Genomic DNA, 17,400 nt, shown 5'->3' on the forward strand with positions numbered 1-17,400 from the left:
CAAGGAGACCGCCATGACGCACGACCACGAGCACCACACCGGCCACGAGCACGCCGCGCACGATCACGGATCCCACGAGCACCATCACCATGAGCCCCCGGCCGGGGCGACCAACCTCGTCACCTGCCCGGTCATGCCCGGCAATCAGGTCGACCCGGCGTGGGCAGAGAAGCGCGGCCTGTTCCGTGACTACGAAGGCGCGCGGTACTGGTTCTGCTGCCCCGAGTGCGGGCCGCTGTTCGACGGCGACCCCGCCCGCTACGCCAACGCCGCCTGACCCACGACGGCAGGGAAAGGGGGCGCGGGATGGATACAGCGGTCGGTCTGGTGCAGGCCTACCTGCGGGTGAACGGGTACTTCACCGTCGCCGAGTACCCGGTGCTGGACGCGACCGGTCCGGACGGGCCGCGCACCGTCACCGACCTGGACATCCTCGCGATCCGACTGCACCACATCCCCGGCGACGACCCCGACCCGGCCCTCGGCGCCCGCCCCGGGGCGCCGGACATGATCGTCGGCGAGGTCAAGGAGGGCGCCCCGAAGCTGAACCCCGCGATGCGCGACCCCGCGGTGCTGGAGGCCGCGTTCGCCCGGTTCGGCTGCTGCACCCCCGCCGACGCGCCCGCCCTCGTCCAGGAGCTGCTGACGGCCGGGCAGGTCCTCGCCCCGGAGGGCCACCTGATCCGCACGGTCGCGTTCGGCAACACCGCCCGCCCCCATCGGTCCGGCTCCTGGCACACCGTCCCCCTCGAGCACATCCTCGACTATCTCCGCGATCACCTCGCCCGCAACTGGGCCGTCGTCGGTCGCACCCAGATCAAGGACGACACCCTCGGGCTGCTGGCTCTGATGGAGAAGGCCCACCGTGCCGGAACGGGCCGCCGATGAGCCGGTTGCCGCGCACCGGTCCCCATCCGGGACCATCGCCCCTGGCCAGGCATCGGTCGGGCGACCAGGCTGGGCAGGACCGCCGTGCGCCCGATCGGCGCCGGCGGGGGATCCAGGCACACCGGGGTACGCTGGACGCGGGAAGTAGGTCGGCGGTGAACCACATCCGAGCCCTGGTGCACGCCCCATCCGGGCTGCACCGGCTGCTGCTGACCTTCGCGACCGCGCTCCTGCTGATCGCCGGCCTGCTGGCCATGCACACCCTCACCGGCACGCTCACCAGCGGGCACGCCGACACCCCCGCAGCGGCCTCCGAAGCCGCCCATGCCGCGCCCGACTCTGACCTGGGCGGCACCGTCGCGACCGGGAGCATGCTCGAGAACACCATCGGGACAGGCACCGAGGCTTCGGGCGGGCACTGCGAGGGCGACTGCGACAGCTCGGGCGGAATGCCGGACCATTCGATGCTGATGATGGCGTGCGTGCTGGCGCTGCTGGCCGCCACCATCGTGCTGCTCGCCCCGGCGCTGCTGGCCCGCCTGGGCACCGTCCTCGCCCTGCTACGCCTGCACGGGCGGAATGTGCTCACCGCGTTACCGCACCCCCGACCACCTTCCCTCATCGTCCTGTCGATCAGTCGAACCTGATTCCCCGCCCTCCCGTCGCCGCTGTGCCGGGAGATGCTGCGCCGTGCCCGCATACGGCACGGGAATCAACTCACCATTCGACTGACTAGACAAGGACACCCACCCATGCGTTTCCGCATTCTCGCGCTGAGCACCGGCGCGCTCGCCGCTGCGCTCGTGCTCGCCGGCTGCGCGCCCACCGACGGATCCATGCCCGGCATGGACCACGGCCCCGGCGGCATGACCAGCAGCACCCCCGCCCCCTCCGAGCAGGCATCGTTCAACTCCGCTGACGAGATGTTCGTCACGATGATGATCCCGCACCACGAACAGGCCATCGAGATGGCCGATCAGATCCTGGCCAAGGACGGCATCGACGAGCGGGTCGTGACCCTCGCCGAGCAGATCAAAGCCGCCCAAGGCCCCGAGATCCAGACCATGAAGGGCTGGCTCGAGGACTGGGGAATCCCCTACTACGACTCCATGTCCGACATGGGCGGGATGGGCGGCATGGACCACGGCGACGGGATGATGTCCGACGACGACATGGCCGCCCTGGACGCCGCCACCGGGGTCGAGGCGACCCGGCTGTTCCTCGAGGGCATGGTCGGCCACCACCAGGGCGCCGTCACCATGGCCCAGATGGTGCTGAACAACGGCGAGTACCCGGACGTGGCCGCGCTCGCCCAGCAGATCATCGACGGACAGACCGCCGAGATCACCACCATGCAGGACATCCTCGCCACCCTCTGACCCGAACCCCTCGGGCGGGGCCGACCACCCCTCACCTGGCCCCGCCCGAGGCCCGGCGCATCCGTCCTGACCGACAGCGCCGGCCCGTCGAAAGGCCCATCATGACTTCCCGGACTCTGGCCGCGTGCTTCGTGGGCCATCATCCTCGCCCTGATCATCCTGTCCGCGGCGACCATCCTCTTCATCCAGGCGATCGCATGAGCAGCAACGCCACCACGATCACGGCCGCTGCCGTCGCCGCTGCCGCGGGCCTGCTGCTGACCGGCTGCACCTCCACGCCGCCCGCCATTTCGGCACCCGCCCCGGACACGGGTCTCGGTCATGTGCACGGCATCGTCGACCTCGGCGGGAGCACCGTGCTGCTGGGCACCCACATCGGCCTCTACACCCTCACCGACACCGGCGACATCTCCGGCCCCCTGGGAGGCGCGGACTTCGACGCGATGGGCCTGACCGCCGACGGCGACGTCCTTTACGCCTCCGGGCACCCCGGACCGAACACCCCGGCGGAGCTCGGCGAGCACAACCTGGGACTCATCCGAAGCACCGACGCCGGGACCACCTGGGAGCCGGTCGCGTTTACCGGGCAGGAGGACTTCCACGTCCTCACCGCCGGAGACCGTGCGATCCACGGGATCGGGTCCAGCTCGATCACCATCCGCACCAGCACCGACGGCGGGACCACCTGGATCGACGGCGCCGAGCTCACCGCCGCCGACCTGACCGTCACCACCGACGGCACCCTCTACGCCGCGACGCGGCAGGGCCTGCAGGAGAGCCGGGATGCGGGCGCCACCTTCGACCTCGTCGCGGATGCGCCGCCGCTCTACCTGGTGGAGGCGGACTCCACAGGCGGGCTGGTCGGCGTCGACACCGACGGCACCCTCTGGCGACTCACCGGCACCGGATCCTGGGACAGCGTCGGTGCCGCCACGGGCACCGTCCAGGCGCTCGGGAACGCAGATGGGGCGGTCGTGCTCGTCGACGACCGCGGCGTCGTCTGGATCCACGGCACCGAGACCACCGTCGTCCTCCCGACAGGGACCGCACAATGACCGCTAGCATCATGCCCACATTCGGCGGCCTCGGCCGCGAACCGCGAGGAGTCCTACCATGAGCACCGCAGCGGCCCGTTGGGCCCACCGCGCCACCGACGTCACCCTGGACCGACTGGAGGAGGTGGATGCGTGGTGGCGGGCGGCGAACTACCTGAGCATCGGGCAGATCTACCTGCTCGACAACCCGCTGCTGCGCGACCCGCTCACCGCGGAGCACATCAAGCCGCGGCTGCTGGGGCACTGGGGCACCACCCCGGGCCTGAACTTCCTGTACGCCCACCTCAACCGGGTGATCACCGATCGGGACCTGAACACCCTGTACGTGACCGGGCCGGGGCACGGCGGGCCGGGCATGGTCGCCAACGCCTACCTGGACGGCACGTACACGGAGCTGTACCCGCGGATCGACCGCACCGAGGAGGGACTGCGGGCGCTGTTCCGGCAGTTCTCCTTTCCCGGCGGCATCCCCTCGCACGCGTCCCCGGACACGCCGGGGTCGATCAACGAGGGCGGCGAGCTCGGCTATTCCCTTGTCCACGCCTATGGCGCCGCGTTCGACAACCCGGATCTGCTGGTCGCCTGTGTGATCGGCGACGGGGAGGCGGAGACCGGGCCGCTGGCGACCGCGTGGCACGGCAACAAGTTCCTCAACCCCGCCGCGGACGGGGTGGTGCTGCCGATCCTGCACCTGAACGGGTACAAGATCGCCAACCCGACGGTGCTGTCCCGCATCCCCGAGGACGAGCTGGTCGCGCTGCTGCGCGGCTACGGCCACGAGCCGTTCGTGGTCACCGTCGGCTTCGACGGCGAGGACCCGCGGGAGTCCCACGCCCGGTTCGCCGGCGTGCTGGACGAGGTGCTGGACCGGATCGCGGACATCAAGACCGCCGCGGCGGCCGGCACCCTGGAGGGCCGGCCTGCGTGGCCAGCGATCGTGCTGCGCAGCCCGAAAGGCTGGACCTGCCCGCCGGTGATCGACGGGCTCCCCGTGGAGGGCACCTGGCGGTCCCACCAGGTGCCGCTCGCCGAGGTCCGCGACACCCCCGAGCACCTGCAGATCCTCCAGGACTGGCTGGCCTCCTACCGGCCCGACGAGCTCTTCGACGCCGACGGCGCCCCGTTCCCCGCCACGGTCGCGGTCGCCCCGGCGGGAGTGCGGCGGATGAGCGCGAGCCCGGTCGCGAACGGCGGGCAGCTGACCGTCCCGCTGCGCCTGGGCGATTTCCGGGACCACGCCCACCCGGTCGACCCCGAGGCGCGAGGCGCGGAAACCGGGGAGGCGACCCGGGTGCTCGGCGAATGGCTCGCCGACGTGATCCGGCACAACCCGGACAACTTCCGCATCTTCGGCCCCGACGAGACCGCCTCCAACCGGCTCGCCCCGCCCGTGTTCGAGGCCACCGGCAAGCAGTGGAACGCGACCGTGCTGCCGGTGGACGAGCATCTGGCGCCGACCGGGCGGGTGATGGAGGTGCTCAGCGAGCACCAGTGCCAGGGCTGGCTCGAAGGGTACGTCCTGACCGGCCGGCACGGCCTGTTCAACTGCTACGAGGCGTTCACGCACATCGTCGACTCGATGTTCAACCAGCACGCCAAATGGCTCGAAGCCGCCAGCGAGGTGCCCTGGCGGGAACCGGTGCCGAGCTTCAACTACCTGCTCTCCAGCCACGTCTGGCGGCAGGACCACAACGGGTTCAGCCACCAGGATCCCGGGTTCATCGACCTCGCCCTGAACAAGAGCCCCGACATCGTCCGCGTCTACCTCCCGTTCGACGCGAACACCCTGCTATCCACCTACGACCACTGCCTGCGCTCCACCGGCTACATCAACGTCGTCGTCGCCGGAAAGCAGCCCGCCCCGCAGTGGCTCACCATGGACGAGGCGATCGAGCACTGCACCCGGGGCCTGGGCATCCTGCCCTGGGCCGGCACCGAGACCGAGGGGAGCGAGCCGGACGTGGTGCTCGCCGCCGCCGGCGACGTGCCCACCCTCGAGGTGCTCGCCGCGGCCGCGCTGCTGCGCGAGCACATCCCGGGCCTGTCCGTGCGGGTCGTGAACGTGGTCGACCTGACCCGTCTGCAATCCGAGGACCAGCACCCGCACGGGCTTCCGGACCGGGAGTTCGACGCGATCTTCACCCCCGACAAGCCGGTGATCTTCGCCTACCACGGCTACCCGTGGCTGATCCACCGTCTCACCTACAAGCGCGCCGGGCACCAGAACCTGCACGTGCACGGCTTCGTGGAGAAGGGCACCACCACGACCCCGTTCGACATGGTCATGCTCAACGACCTCGACCGCTACCGGCTCGCGATCGACGTCCTCGACCACGTCCCGGGCCTTGCTGCGACCCACGCGCAGCTGCGGCAGGAACTCGTCGACGCCCGCCTGCGCGCCCGCGCCCACACCCGCGAGCACGGCACCGACATCCCCGCCGTCGCCGACTGGCGCTGGCCCCACCCCGACACCGACCCGAACCGCCCCTCCACCGCGAAGGAAATCCGATGACCGACACCAAGACCGTGACCCTGCAGGTCAGCGGCATGATCCGCGCGACCTCCAAGAACGTCACCGAAGCCCACCTCGCCCGCCAGCCGGGCGTCCTGTCCGTCGACGCGAACCCGGTCTCCCAGACCGCGACCGTCACCTACGACCCGCAGACCACCTCGGTCGCGCACCTGCAGCAGTGGGTGATCGAATGCGGCTACCACTGCGCCGGGCAGTCCGTCCCGGACCACATCTGCGACCCCGCCCACGAACCCCACGAGCACGCCGACCACCACGACCACGCCGAGCACGATGCCCACGCCGAGCATGACGCGCACGACGGCTATCAGGAGCACGCCGAGCACGAGGGACGCGCGGTCTCCACCGGTCATGACACCCCGGCGGGGCACGAGCACCCGCACCCGGCAGCGGACCACGCTGACCACTCCGCAGTGGACGCCGGTGAGCATGCCGGTCACGCTCCGGCCACCGAGGGTGGGCACGATCACGGGGCTCAGCCGGCCGGCCGCAGCGCGCAGGATGTGATGGGCCACGGCGGGCATCACGGCGGCATGTCGATGGCGGCGATGATCCGCGACATGCGCAACCGGTTCCTGGTCGCGTTGATCCTGTCGATCCCGATCACCTTGTGGTCCCCGATCGGCCGGGAGGTGCTCGGCTTCGAGGTGCCGGCCCCGTTCGGGCTGCGCGACGACGTGTTCATGCTGATCCTGTCGCTGCCGGTGATCTTCTACTCGGCCTGGATCTTCTTCGACGGCGCCTACCGGGCTCTGCGCGCCCGCACCCTGGACATGATGGTGCTGGTCGCGGTCGGTGTCGGCGCCGGCTGGATCTACAGCCTGGTCATCACCCTCACCGGAGGCGGCGAGGTGTTCTACGAAGCCGCCACCGTGCTGGCCACCTTCGTGCTGCTCGGCCACTGGGTCGAGATGCGCGCCCGGGGAGGTGCGAACGACGCCATCCGCCGGCTGCTGGAGCTCGCGCCCGCCCGCGCGGTCGTCCTCCGCGACGGAGAGGAGGTCGAGATCCCCACCTCCGAGGTCGTCCCCGGCGACCTCATGCTCATCCGCCCCGGCGCGAAAGTCCCCACCGACGGCGTCGTCGAGGACGGCGAGTCCGAGATCGACGAGTCGATGGTCACCGGCGAGTCCATGCCGGTCGAGAAGGCGCCCGGCTCGGAGGTGATCGGGGCGACCGTGAACACCGTCGGCACGCTCCGGGTGCGTGCCACGAAGGTCGGCGCGGACACCGCGCTGGCGCAGATCGTGAAGCTGGTGCAGGAGGCGCAGAACTCCAAGGCCCCCGGCCAGCGCCTCGCCGACCGGGCCGCGTTCTGGCTCGTTCTGCTCGCCCTCGTCGGCGGCACCCTGACCTTCCTGGTGTGGTTCCTCGCCGGGGCGGAGCTGCCGATGGCGATCCTGTTCGCGATCACCGTCGTCGTCATCACCTGCCCCGACGCCCTCGGGCTCGCCACGCCGACCGCGATCATGGTCGGCACGGGCCTGGGCGCCAAGCGCGGCGTGCTGATCAAGAACGCGACCGGCATCGAGACCGCCGCGCACATCGACACCGTCGTGCTGGACAAGACCGGCACGCTCACCAAGGGCGAGCCGGAGGTCACCGACTACATCCCCATCGGCATGGACGACCTGGAGCTGCTCGCCCTCGCCGCCGCGCTCGAGCGGGAGTCGGAGCACCCGCTGGCCAAGGCGATCGTCACCTACGCCGACAGCCGGAACATCCCGCGCCGCACCGCGTCCGCGTTCCGCAACGTCACCGGGCAGGGCGCGATCGCCACCGTGGACGGGAAGCAGGTGGTGCTCGGCAACGCCCGGCTGATGGCCGCGCAGGGCATCGACACCGGCCCGGTCGTCTCGCAGCAGCAGGCCCTCGCGGACGGCGGCCGCACCGCGATCATGTTCGCCGTCGACGGGCAGATCGCCGGCGTGATCGCCCTCGCCGACGCCCCCCGCGACACCGCGAAAGCCGCGATCGACGCACTCCACGAGCAGGGCATCGAGGTGGCGATGCTCACGGGCGACAACAAGCCCACCGCCGAGCGCGTCGCCTCGCTGCTGGGCATCGACACCGTGATCGCCGACGTGCTCCCCGAGGACAAGTCCGCCAAGATCGCCGAGCTCCAGGCATCCGGCAAGAAGGTCGCGATGGTCGGCGACGGCGTCAACGACGCCCCCGCCCTCGCCCAGGCGGACCTCGGCATCGCGATCGGCGCCGGCACCGACGTCGCCATCGAGACCGCCGATGTCGTCCTGATGCGCTCCGACCCGCTGGACGTGGCGATCGCGCTGAAGATCGGGAAGGGCACGCTGCGGAAGATGCGGCAGAACCTCGGCTGGGCCATCGGCTACAACGTGATCGCGCTGCCGATCGCCGCCGGCGTGTTCTACCCCGCGTTCGGGATCATGCTCTCCCCGGAGATCGCCGCCATCACCATGTCCGGCTCCAGCGTGATCGTCGCCGTCAACGCGCTCCTGCTCAAGCGGCTCCGGCTGCCCGCCCAGCAGGCCCCCCGCGGCCCCGGCAGAGGCGAGCAGCCTCGCCCCGGCGTCGACGCCCGGCGGCGCCTCATGACCGGACGCGAGGCGCCGCGATGACTCCGCGGTCGGCAGAGCGCGGGACTCACCACCTCGATGCCGTCTACGACGCGGTGCTGTTCGACATGGACGGCGTGGTCACGAACACCGCCGCGATCCATGCCGCCGCGTGGAAGCAGCTGTTCGACGAGGTGCTGCGAGACCCGCGTGTGCAGGTGGACGACCCCGAGACGACCTTCGACCCGGTCGCCGACTACCGCCGCTATGTGGATGGGCGAACCCGCGAGGACGGGGTATCGGCGTACCTGACGGCCCGTGGGATCGCCCTGGACGCCGGAGATCCCGACGACCCACCAACGGCGTGGACGATCGCGGGGCTCGCGGCGCGCAAGAACGAGCTGTTCCTGGCGGAGCTGGGCACCCGCGGGCTGCGCGTCTATCCGGGCACCGTGGCGCTGCTGCATCGCCTGCGGGGCGCGGCCGTTCCGGTCGGGCTGGTCACCGCGAGCCGGAACGCGCACCAGATGCTCGCCGCCGCAGGACTGGCCGGCTGCTTCGACACCGTGGTGGACGGCCGGATCGCGCTCTCGCATCACCTGAAAGGCAAGCCGGATCCCGCCATGTTCGTCGAGGCAGCCCGGCGACTGGGTGTCGCTGCGGCCCGCACCGCGGTCGTCGAGGACTCGGTCGCCGGCGTGGCGGCCGGGAGGCGCGGAGGCTTCGGCTTCGTCGTCGGCATCGACCGCGCCGGAGCGCGGGAGCAGCTCGAGGCCGCGGGCGCCGACCTCGTCCTGGCCGATGTCGCCGAGCTCGACCTGGGCGTCTCCACCACGGATCCGTGGCAGCTGGTCTACGACGGCTTCGACCCCGCGCACGAAGGGCACCGGGAGGCGCTCACCGCGCTGGGCAACGGCTACCTGGCCACCCGGGGCGCCCGGCCCGAGCACCACGACGACGGCATCCACTATCCCGGCACCTACCTCGCCGGCGTGTACAACCGGCTGGCGAGCACCATCCACGGGCGCGAGCTCGAGGAGGAGCATCTCGTCAACACTCCCAACTGGCTTCCGGTGGACCTCCGCCTCGGAGACGGGCCGTGGCTGTCCACCGGCCAGGTCGTGACGCACAGCGAACGACGCGAGCTCGACCTGCGCCGCGGCCTGGTCGTCCGCCGCGCGGTCCTCACCGCTCCGAACGGGGATCGACTCGACTTCGTGCAGACGACGTTCACCTCCCTGGACGAACCTCACCTTGCCGTGCTGGAAACCACGCTCACCGCCACCGACTGGAGCGGCACGGTCACCCTTCGCGCCGGGATCGACGCCGGCGTGCGCAACAGCAACGTGGCCGCGTACCTCGGATCGGACGCCACCCACCTCACGCAGCCGACGTTCCGCCACGTCGGCGACACCACCCTCTGCGAGGTGCGGACCCGACAGAGCCGGGTCCACATCGCCACCGCCGTCCGCACGACCCTCACCGGAACCGACAGCGCGACCGATCACCGCATCGACACGCCATCGCAGCACACCCGGGAGCTGCGCATCCCTCTGGAGCAGGGTCGACCGGTCACCCTCACCAAGACGGCCGCGATCTACACCTCCCACGATCGGGCCATCAGCGAGCCGGGTGGTGCCGCCCTGACCCTGCTCACCGAACGCGGTGGCGACGTCGAGGCGCTGCGGGAACGCCACGCGGCGGCGTGGCGGCGACTCTGGGAACGCTTCGCGGTCACCCTGGACGCCGACACGCACAGCCGACTCATCCTGAACCTGCACGTCTTCCACCTGCTCCAGACCCTCTCGCCGCACACCGTCGAGCTCGACGCCGGGGTGCCCGCCCGCGGCCTGCACGGCGAGGGGTATCGGGGGCACGTCTTCTGGGACGAGGTGTTCGTCCTGCCCGTGATCGCTCTGCGCACGCCCGAGATCAGCCGGGCGCTGATCGACTACCGCTGGCGGCGACTGGACGCCGCCCGCGCCGCGGCGACCGCCGCCGGACTCCGCGGAGCCCTCTTCCCCTGGCAGAGCGGCAGCGACGGTCGCGAGGAGACGCCCGAGGCGCTCTACAACCCGCGCTCCGGTCGGTGGATGCCGGACAACTCCCACCGTCAACGCCACGTCGGCCTCGCCATCGCCTACAACGCCTGGCAGCACTACCAGGCCACCGGCGACCTCGAGTGGCTCGCCGAACGCGGCGGCGAGCTCATCATCGAGGTCACCCGCCTGTTCGCCTCGCTCGCCGAGCACGACACTGCCACCGACCGCTTCCACATCGCCGGGGTGATGGGACCCGACGAGTTCCACGACGGCGCCCCGGACGCTCCCGGCAGCGGCCTGCGCGACAACACGTACACCAACGTCCTCGCCTCGTGGGTCGCCACGCGAGCGGCCCGGACACTCGCCCTGCTCCACGGGCACCGCGGCGAGGGCCTCCGCGACCGGCTCCGCGTCACCGACGAGGAGATCGCGGGATGGGCCCGGCTCAGCACACGACTGGCGGTGGGGTTCCACCGCGACGGCATCCTCACCCAGTTCGACGGCTACGAGAGCCTGCAGGAGCTGGACTGGGACCACTACCGCGAGGAGTACGGGAACATCGGCCGGCTCGATCTCATCCTCGAGTCCGAGAACGACAGCACCAACCGGTACAAGCTCGCCAAGCAGCCCGACGTCGTCATGCTGGTCTACCTGCTCGGTCACGACGGGCTCCGGGCGCAGCTCGCCACGCTCGGCTACCCGTTCTCCGAGCAGGACCTGACCCGCACGTTCGAGTACTACCTCGCCCGCACCGCCAACGGGTCGACGCTCAGCCGAGTCGTGAACGCCTCCGTCCTGGCCGGCATCGACCCGTCCCGCTCCTGGATCGCGTTCCGCGAGGCGCTGATCGCCGATCTCGACGACTCCCAGGGCGGCACCACCCGCGAAGGGATCCACCTCGGCGCGATGGCCGGCACCATCGACCTGCCCGTCCGCTCCTTCGCCGGCATGGCCCTCGGTGACGACGAGCTCGTCTTCGCCCCCCGACTGCCGCCGAACCTCACCCGGGTCGGGTTCCAGATCCGATACCGCGGCCACCTCGTCTACGTGATGCTCCGTGACCGCAGCCTGGAGATTCGCGTGCACGCCGGCTCAGCACCCGCGATCCACGTGCGCGTCGGCGCGGTCGCCGTGCCGCTCTCGGCCGGACAGACCAAGACGTTCGCGATCGGCCCGGGCACCTCGGCCCGCGACGCGACCAACCGCGAAGGAGGCCTCGACTGATGAGCACGCATCGGAGCCGGTATCGGCGCATCGCCACCATCCTCGAGAACCACGGACTCGGGCTCGGCCTCGGGCTGCTCGGACTGGAGAAGTGGATCCCCTTCAACAAAGGCGTTCTCGGGCATGCGCGCCGGGACGAGCCCTACACCAGTCCGGAACACCTCCGACTCGCCCTCGAGGAGCTCGGACCGACCTTCATCAAACTCGGCCAGCTGCTGTCCACCCGCAACGACCTGCTGCCCGCCGCTTACCTCGCCGAGTTGGTCAAGCTTCAGGACGCCGCGCCGCCCGAGGCCTGGGAGCCGATGAAGGCGGTGATCCGCGAGGAGCTCGGCGCGGACCCCGGACAGCTCTTCGCACAGTTCGACCCGCAACCGCTGGCCGCCGCGTCGATCGGGCAGGCATACGCCGCGACCCTTCACGACGGCACCCAGGTCGTCGTGAAGGTCCGCCGACCCGGCGCGGTCGCCCAGATCCACGAAGACCTGGAGATCCTGCAGAACCTCGCCGAGCGCGCCGACAAGCGGTGGGATGCCGCCCGCCAGTACAACCTGCCGGGCATCGTCGAGGAGTTCTCCCGCACGCTGCGCGCCGAGCTCGACTATCTGCAGGAGGGCCGGAACGCGGAGCGGTTCGCCGCCGACTTCGCCGACTCACCCGACGTCGCCGTCCCCCAGGTGTTCTGGGAGACGACCACGTCACGCGTGCTGACCCTGGAACGGATGCACGGCATCCGAGTCGACGACCTGCCCGCCCTGGACGCGGCCGGCATCGACCGGAACCAGCTGGCCAGGCGAGGCGCAGACCTCATCCTCACCATGGTGTTCGAGAACCGCTTCTTCCACGCCGACCCGCACCCGGGCAACCTGTTCATCCAAACCGACGGATCCATCGCCCTCATCGACTTCGGCATGGTCGGCCAACTCGACGAAGAGGTCACCGAGCAGCTCTCCGACGTGCTGCTCGCCTTCACCCGCGGAGACTCCAACGCGCTCGCCACCGCCCTGCTCGCGCTCTCGATCACCAAGAACACCTCCGACCGCGGCGAGCTCGGCCGCTCCCTGGACGTCTTCGTGTCGCGGTATCTCGGACGCCCCCTGTCCGACATTAACCTCAGCCACCTGCTCGGAGAGCTGCTCGCCCTGCTGCGACACCACCACCTCCAGCTGCCGCAGCAGACCGCTCTGCTGTTCAAGGTCCTGATGATGGGCGAGGCACTGGCGGCACGGCTCGACCCCGAGTTCGAGATGCTGCAGGCGCTCACCCCCTTCTCGGAGCGGATCGTGCAGCGACAGTTCTCCCTCCCCGCCCTGGCGAAACGCTGGGCACAGGCATCCGCGGATGCCGGAGCACTGCTGCTCGAGCTGCCCGGAACACTCAAGCAGCTCCGGCGGGTGCTGGAGAACGGCGGCCTCGAGGTGCACCTGCGCGCGGCCGAACTGGAACCGCTCGTGGGACGGGCTGAACGGATCGGCAATCGCCTGATCGCCGGCATGATCACCGCCGCCCTGATCAACGGCATCGGCGAACTCGTCAGCGGGAACACGAGATGGCGCTCGCGGGAAGGCGTCATGATCGGCGCCGGCGCGAGCGTGGTCACCGCACTCGGCGGTTACCTGCTCTGGACCACGCGGCGACGGCGATGACCGCCGCGGCTCCCATCCCTCATCAGAAAGGCACGCACATGAACACCATTCGAGTCGGCGTCAACGGCTACGGCGTCATCGGCAAGCGCGTCGCCGACGCGGTCCTGCTGCAGTCGGACATGGACCTGGTCGGCGTCGCGGACATCGCCACCGACTGGCGGATCAAGTCCGCAGCGAACCGCCTGCCCGTGTTCGCCTCCACCATCGAGGCGCAGCAGGCCATGCGGGGCGCCGACGTGCCCGCACAGGGAGTGCTCGACGACCTTCTCGCGCAGTGCGACGTCGTCGTCGACACCACCCCCAAGCATGTGGCAGCGGAAAACCTGGAGCGCTACCGCGCCCTCGGCGTCAAGGCAGTGCTCCAAGGCGGCGAGTCCCACTCCACCACCGGCCACTCCTTCGTCGCCCAAGCCAACTACGCCAGCGCCATCGGCAGGGACAGCACCCGGGTGGTCTCCTGCAACACCACCAGCATCGTGCGGATCCTCGGCGCGCTGGATGCGGCCGGACTCCTGCTGCGCGCCCGTGGGGTGCTCATCCGCCGCGCCACCGACCCGTGGGAATCGCACCTCGGCGGGATCATGAACACGATGGTCCCAGAACCGACCATCCCCTCTCATCAGGGCCCCGACGCACAGACCGTGCTCCCCGGACTCGATGTCGTCACCATCGCCGCCAAAGGCGCCCACACGCAGACCCACAGCCACTACTGGACGCTGCAACTGACCCGGGAGGCGACCCGCGACGAGGTGCTGGACGCCCTGCGCGCCGCGCCCCGCATCGCGTTCATCCGGATGTCCGACGGCCTGGTCGCCCTCAACTCCACCGTCGAGCTGATGCGCGATCTCGGCCGCCCCCGGGGAGACATGTGGGAGGTCGCCGTGTGGGAGGACCTGGTCACCGTGAACGGCAGCGAGGCCTACCTCGCCTACCAGGTCTACAACGAGGCCATCGTCGTGCCCGAGACGATCGACGCGATCCGCGCGCTGACGGGCACCGTCCCCGACGCCGCGACCTCGATCCGCCTCACCGACGAGAGCCTCGGCATGCGCCAGGACTTCCTCACACCGGCGGAGGAGCCCGACCATGACCGGTGACCACCAACCGCCCGCCGACCATCCCGGCGAAGGCGACCCGCGGCGACGGATGCCTGTGACGGCGTGGCTGATCATCGGGATCTCCGTGCTCGGGATCGCGATCTACCTGTTCATCGACCACCTTCCCCACGTCGTCGCAGTGCTGCCCTACGTCGCGATCATCGGCATGGCCGCCATGCACCTGTTCGGCCACCGCCACCACACCGGCGCCCACGACTCGAATCATCGACGCCACGGGGGCGACAGCGGGACCGATACGCGAGAGTCGTCGTGAACACCGTCGTCCGCCCCCTCGCGGACGCCAGCCGGCACGGGCACCCCCGACCGCTGCGGATGCTGTGGGTCACGCTCGCCTGGGGGTCGTGCTTCGTCGCGATCACCGTCGGCCTGCAAGACGCCCCGCCGCTGTGGCTCGCGGCACTGAGAGCCCTCATCGCCGGGGTCGCGCTCGCAACCGTCGCCGACATCCAGCGGGCACCTCTTCCCCGCGACCCGAAGACATGGGCACTGATCGGCTGCCTCGGACTGGTGAACATCGCCCTGGCATTCGCGACGATGTTCGTCGCCGCGACCGGACTGTCGACCGGGATCGCCTCGGTGCTCGCCAACGCGCAGCCAATCCTGATCCTGCTGCCCGCGTGGTGGCTCTACCGCGAGCGTCCCACCCCCGCCGCGATCGCCGCGATCGGACTGGGCTTCACCGGCCTACTCATCATCGTCCTTCCCTCCGGGCTCGGCACCGGAGCGTGGCTCTCACTGACCTCCGCCGCCGCGATCACCGCCGGCACCCTCATCGGCCGGATCGTGCACGCAGACGTCCGAATCGTGGCGGCAGCTCAGCTGCTCATCGGAGGTGCGATCCTCGCCGGCACCGCAGCCGTCACAGAAGGGCCGCCCACGATCGACTGGAACATCCGGTTCATCCTCACCCTGCTGTTCCTATCACTGGTCGGCACCGCCGCCACCACGGTCGCCTGGTTCACCGAGATCGGACGTGCCCGGCTCGACCTCCTCGCCGCGTGGACGCTGCTCGTGCCGGTCTTCGGGATCCTGCTGTCGCTGCTGATCCTGCGCGAGGACCCGGGCCTGTGGGGCTGGATCGGGACCGTGATCGTGCTGATCGCAATGGCGTTGCTCGCCATCGGATCCAGGCGCTCAGAGCCCTCGGCCGTCACGGCAACCGGCAATCGTGCCCCACGAGCCTCCGCCGATCATGCGACGTCCGACCCGGACGGCCTCCCTGACGAAAACCACGGCCCGCGCTCCCGGCCGGAAAGGAAACAACGATGAACCCGTCGCCCGCCCCACGCCCCCGCTTCCTCCTAACTCGGCGAGGGTTCCTCGGCGTCAGCATTGGCGCCGTCGGGACGGTCGCGCTGGCATCCTGCGCGCCGGCGGCGAACTGGGTGCAGCCCGACGGCGCCCAGGTCCAAGGCGCCGAGCGGCGCCGCGGCGGCACCGGGAAGGTCACCACCGCGACCCTCACCGCCGCCCCGACCGTGCTGGACCTAGCCGGGGCGACCGCGCCGACCTGGGCGTTCGGGTCTGTTCCGGCGCCCGTGATCCGTCTCGGCGCCGGAGCGCGGAGGTCGCCCAGGCGGCCTCCAGCCGGGCGTTGCTGCGCCGCGCCTCCACGCTGCGGCCGTCGACCTCTGATCCGAAACCGGCTGACGTCGGCTACCTGCTGGGCCGATCGCACGGGCGCCAGGTGTGGGCGTCGGTGGAGGACAGCATCCTGCTCATCGGTCCGCCTCGCGCGGGCAAGGGGATGTTCGTCGCGATCAACGCCATCGTGGACGCCCCCGGCGCGGTCGTGACGACTTCGACCCGGCCCGACAACCTCACGGCCACACTGCGCGCGCGGCTGCGGTGCGGTCCCGTGGCGGTGTTCGACCCGCAGCACTTGGCCGAAGGCGTGCCGGCCGGGCTGCGCTGGTCGCCGGTGCGTGGCTGCGAAACTCCGCTGACTGCGATGATCCGCGCGACGGGCCTGGCAGCGGGAACCGGGCTGTCCTCGGGTGGGGTCGAGGGCGGCGGGTTCTGGGAGGGCAAGACCCGCACCGCGCTCCAGGCGCTCCTGCACGCGGCGGCGCTCGACGGGCGCGGGGCCGCCGAGCTGTTCCGGTGGACCCTGGACCCGACCGCCGCTGCGGAGGCCGTCGCGATCCTGACCGCACACCCGCAGGCGGCGACCGGGTGGGCCGAGTCGCTGGAGGCGATGATCCACGCCGACCCCCGGACCCGCGACTCGATCTGGCAGGGCGTGTCGCTGGCTCTGAGCTGCCTGGCCGACCCCCGCGTGCTGGAGGCGGTCACCCCGCGCCCCGGCGAGGACTTCGATCCCGCAGCGTTCCTCACCCAGCGCGGGACGCTGTACCTGCTGGCGACCTCTGCGGGGGCCGGCGGTTCCTCGGCGCTGGTCTCCGCGTTCGTGGAAGACCTTGTGGAGACCGCCAGGCACCTGGCCGCGACCTCACCGGGCGCACGCCTGGACCCGCCGCTGCTGCTCGCGCTGGACGAGATCGGGAACCTCGCGCCCCTGCCGAGCCTGCCCACGCTGATGGCTGGGGGCGGCGGCACCGGGATCACGACCATGCCCGTGCTCCAATCCCTCGCCCAGGCGCGGGAGAAGTGGGGCGAGAACGCCGCCGCCGCGATATGGGACGCCTCCATCGTCAAGATCGTCCTCGGCGGCGCGTCCGGCTCACGCGACCTGCAAGACCTGTCGTCCCTCATCGGGGAGCGGGACGAGACCACCCACTCGGACACGATCGGCGACCGCGGCTCACGCTCCTCGCAACGCTCCGTGCGCCGCGTGGCGGTGATGCCGCCCGAGACGATCCGCACCCTGCCCTTCGGCACGGGGATCACGCTGCTGCGCTCGGCCCCGCCGATCGTGACCGATCTGCGGGCATGGACGACCCGCGAAGACGCGGCGACGCTGAAGGCCGACCGTACCGAGGTCGAGGCGCTGCTACGCCGCCCCGCCTGACTGGCAGCGGGCG

General features: G+C 70.9%; 13 protein-coding genes. All 13 read left to right on the forward strand.

The features are described 5' to 3' along the window. The first annotated feature begins 13 nt into the window (after positions 1-13). The 13 genes from NR111_RS08015 to NR111_RS08075 all read left to right on the forward strand — a co-directional run bounded on the left by NR111_RS08015 (position 14) and on the right by NR111_RS08075 (position 17,387). A complete protein-coding gene (locus tag NR111_RS08015) occupies positions 14-277 on the forward strand; it encodes a YHS domain-containing protein (protein ID WP_021010667.1) in 264 nt (87 codons plus the stop codon). Positions 278-306: 29 nt separating this feature from the next. Next, positions 307-888 carry a hypothetical protein gene (locus tag NR111_RS08020; protein WP_021065011.1) on the forward strand — a complete coding sequence of 194 codons (582 nt, stop codon included), beginning with the start codon at positions 307-309 and terminating at the stop codon, positions 886-888. 155 nt (positions 889-1,043) lie between these two features. Then, positions 1,044-1,535: a DUF6153 family protein gene (locus NR111_RS08025; protein WP_206474123.1), complete on the forward strand. Its 492-nt coding sequence runs from the start codon at positions 1,044-1,046 to the stop codon at positions 1,533-1,535. Positions 1,536-1,640: 105 nt separating this feature from the next. Beyond that, on the forward strand, positions 1,641-2,267 hold the full coding sequence (locus NR111_RS08030) for a DUF305 domain-containing protein (protein WP_206474122.1): 627 nt from the start codon (positions 1,641-1,643) through the stop codon (positions 2,265-2,267). 197 nt (positions 2,268-2,464) lie between these two features. Then, positions 2,465-3,322 carry a F510_1955 family glycosylhydrolase gene (locus NR111_RS08035; protein WP_256820495.1) on the forward strand — a complete coding sequence of 286 codons (858 nt, stop codon included), beginning with the start codon at positions 2,465-2,467 and terminating at the stop codon, positions 3,320-3,322. Positions 3,323-3,380: 58 nt separating this feature from the next. Next, complete coding sequence (locus NR111_RS08040) at positions 3,381-5,834, forward strand: phosphoketolase (RefSeq protein ID WP_256820496.1); 2,454 nt, start codon at positions 3,381-3,383, stop codon at positions 5,832-5,834. Then, positions 5,831-8,449, forward strand: coding sequence for a cation-translocating P-type ATPase (locus NR111_RS08045; RefSeq protein WP_206474119.1), 2,619 nt, complete (start codon positions 5,831-5,833; stop codon positions 8,447-8,449). The genes NR111_RS08040 and NR111_RS08045 overlap by 4 nt, the downstream gene beginning before the upstream one ends. Beyond that, complete coding sequence (locus NR111_RS08050; RefSeq protein WP_206474118.1) at positions 8,446-11,652, forward strand: HAD-IA family hydrolase; 3,207 nt, start codon at positions 8,446-8,448, stop codon at positions 11,650-11,652. Before NR111_RS08045 ends, NR111_RS08050 begins: the two co-directional genes overlap by 4 nt. Then, complete coding sequence (locus tag NR111_RS08055; RefSeq protein ID WP_256820497.1) at positions 11,652-13,298, forward strand: AarF/ABC1/UbiB kinase family protein; 1,647 nt, start codon at positions 11,652-11,654, stop codon at positions 13,296-13,298. Before NR111_RS08050 ends, NR111_RS08055 begins: the two co-directional genes overlap by 1 nt. Positions 13,299-13,336: 38 nt before the next feature. Then, the gene (locus NR111_RS08060) at positions 13,337-14,395 is read left to right on the forward strand and encodes a type II glyceraldehyde-3-phosphate dehydrogenase (RefSeq protein ID WP_182610940.1); all 1,059 of its coding nucleotides are present in this window, start codon (positions 13,337-13,339) and stop codon (positions 14,393-14,395) included. Continuing rightward, entirely contained in the window at positions 14,385-14,669 is a 285-nt protein-coding gene (locus tag NR111_RS08065; RefSeq protein WP_033107642.1) for a DUF2933 domain-containing protein, read from the forward strand. Before NR111_RS08060 ends, NR111_RS08065 begins: the two co-directional genes overlap by 11 nt. Next, entirely contained in the window at positions 14,666-15,685 is a 1,020-nt protein-coding gene (locus NR111_RS08070; protein WP_256820499.1) for a DMT family transporter, read from the forward strand. Before NR111_RS08065 ends, NR111_RS08070 begins: the two co-directional genes overlap by 4 nt. Beyond that, entirely contained in the window at positions 15,609-17,387 is a 1,779-nt protein-coding gene (locus NR111_RS08075; protein WP_256820500.1) for a type IV secretory system conjugative DNA transfer family protein, read from the forward strand. The genes NR111_RS08070 and NR111_RS08075 overlap by 77 nt, the downstream gene beginning before the upstream one ends. Positions 17,388-17,400: the final 13 nt, after the last annotated feature.

The sequence above is a fragment of the Dietzia sp. Die43 genome, assembly GCF_024519835.1.
In the GTDB taxonomy this organism is placed as follows: Bacteria; Actinomycetota; Actinomycetes; order Mycobacteriales; family Mycobacteriaceae; genus Dietzia; species Dietzia kunjamensis.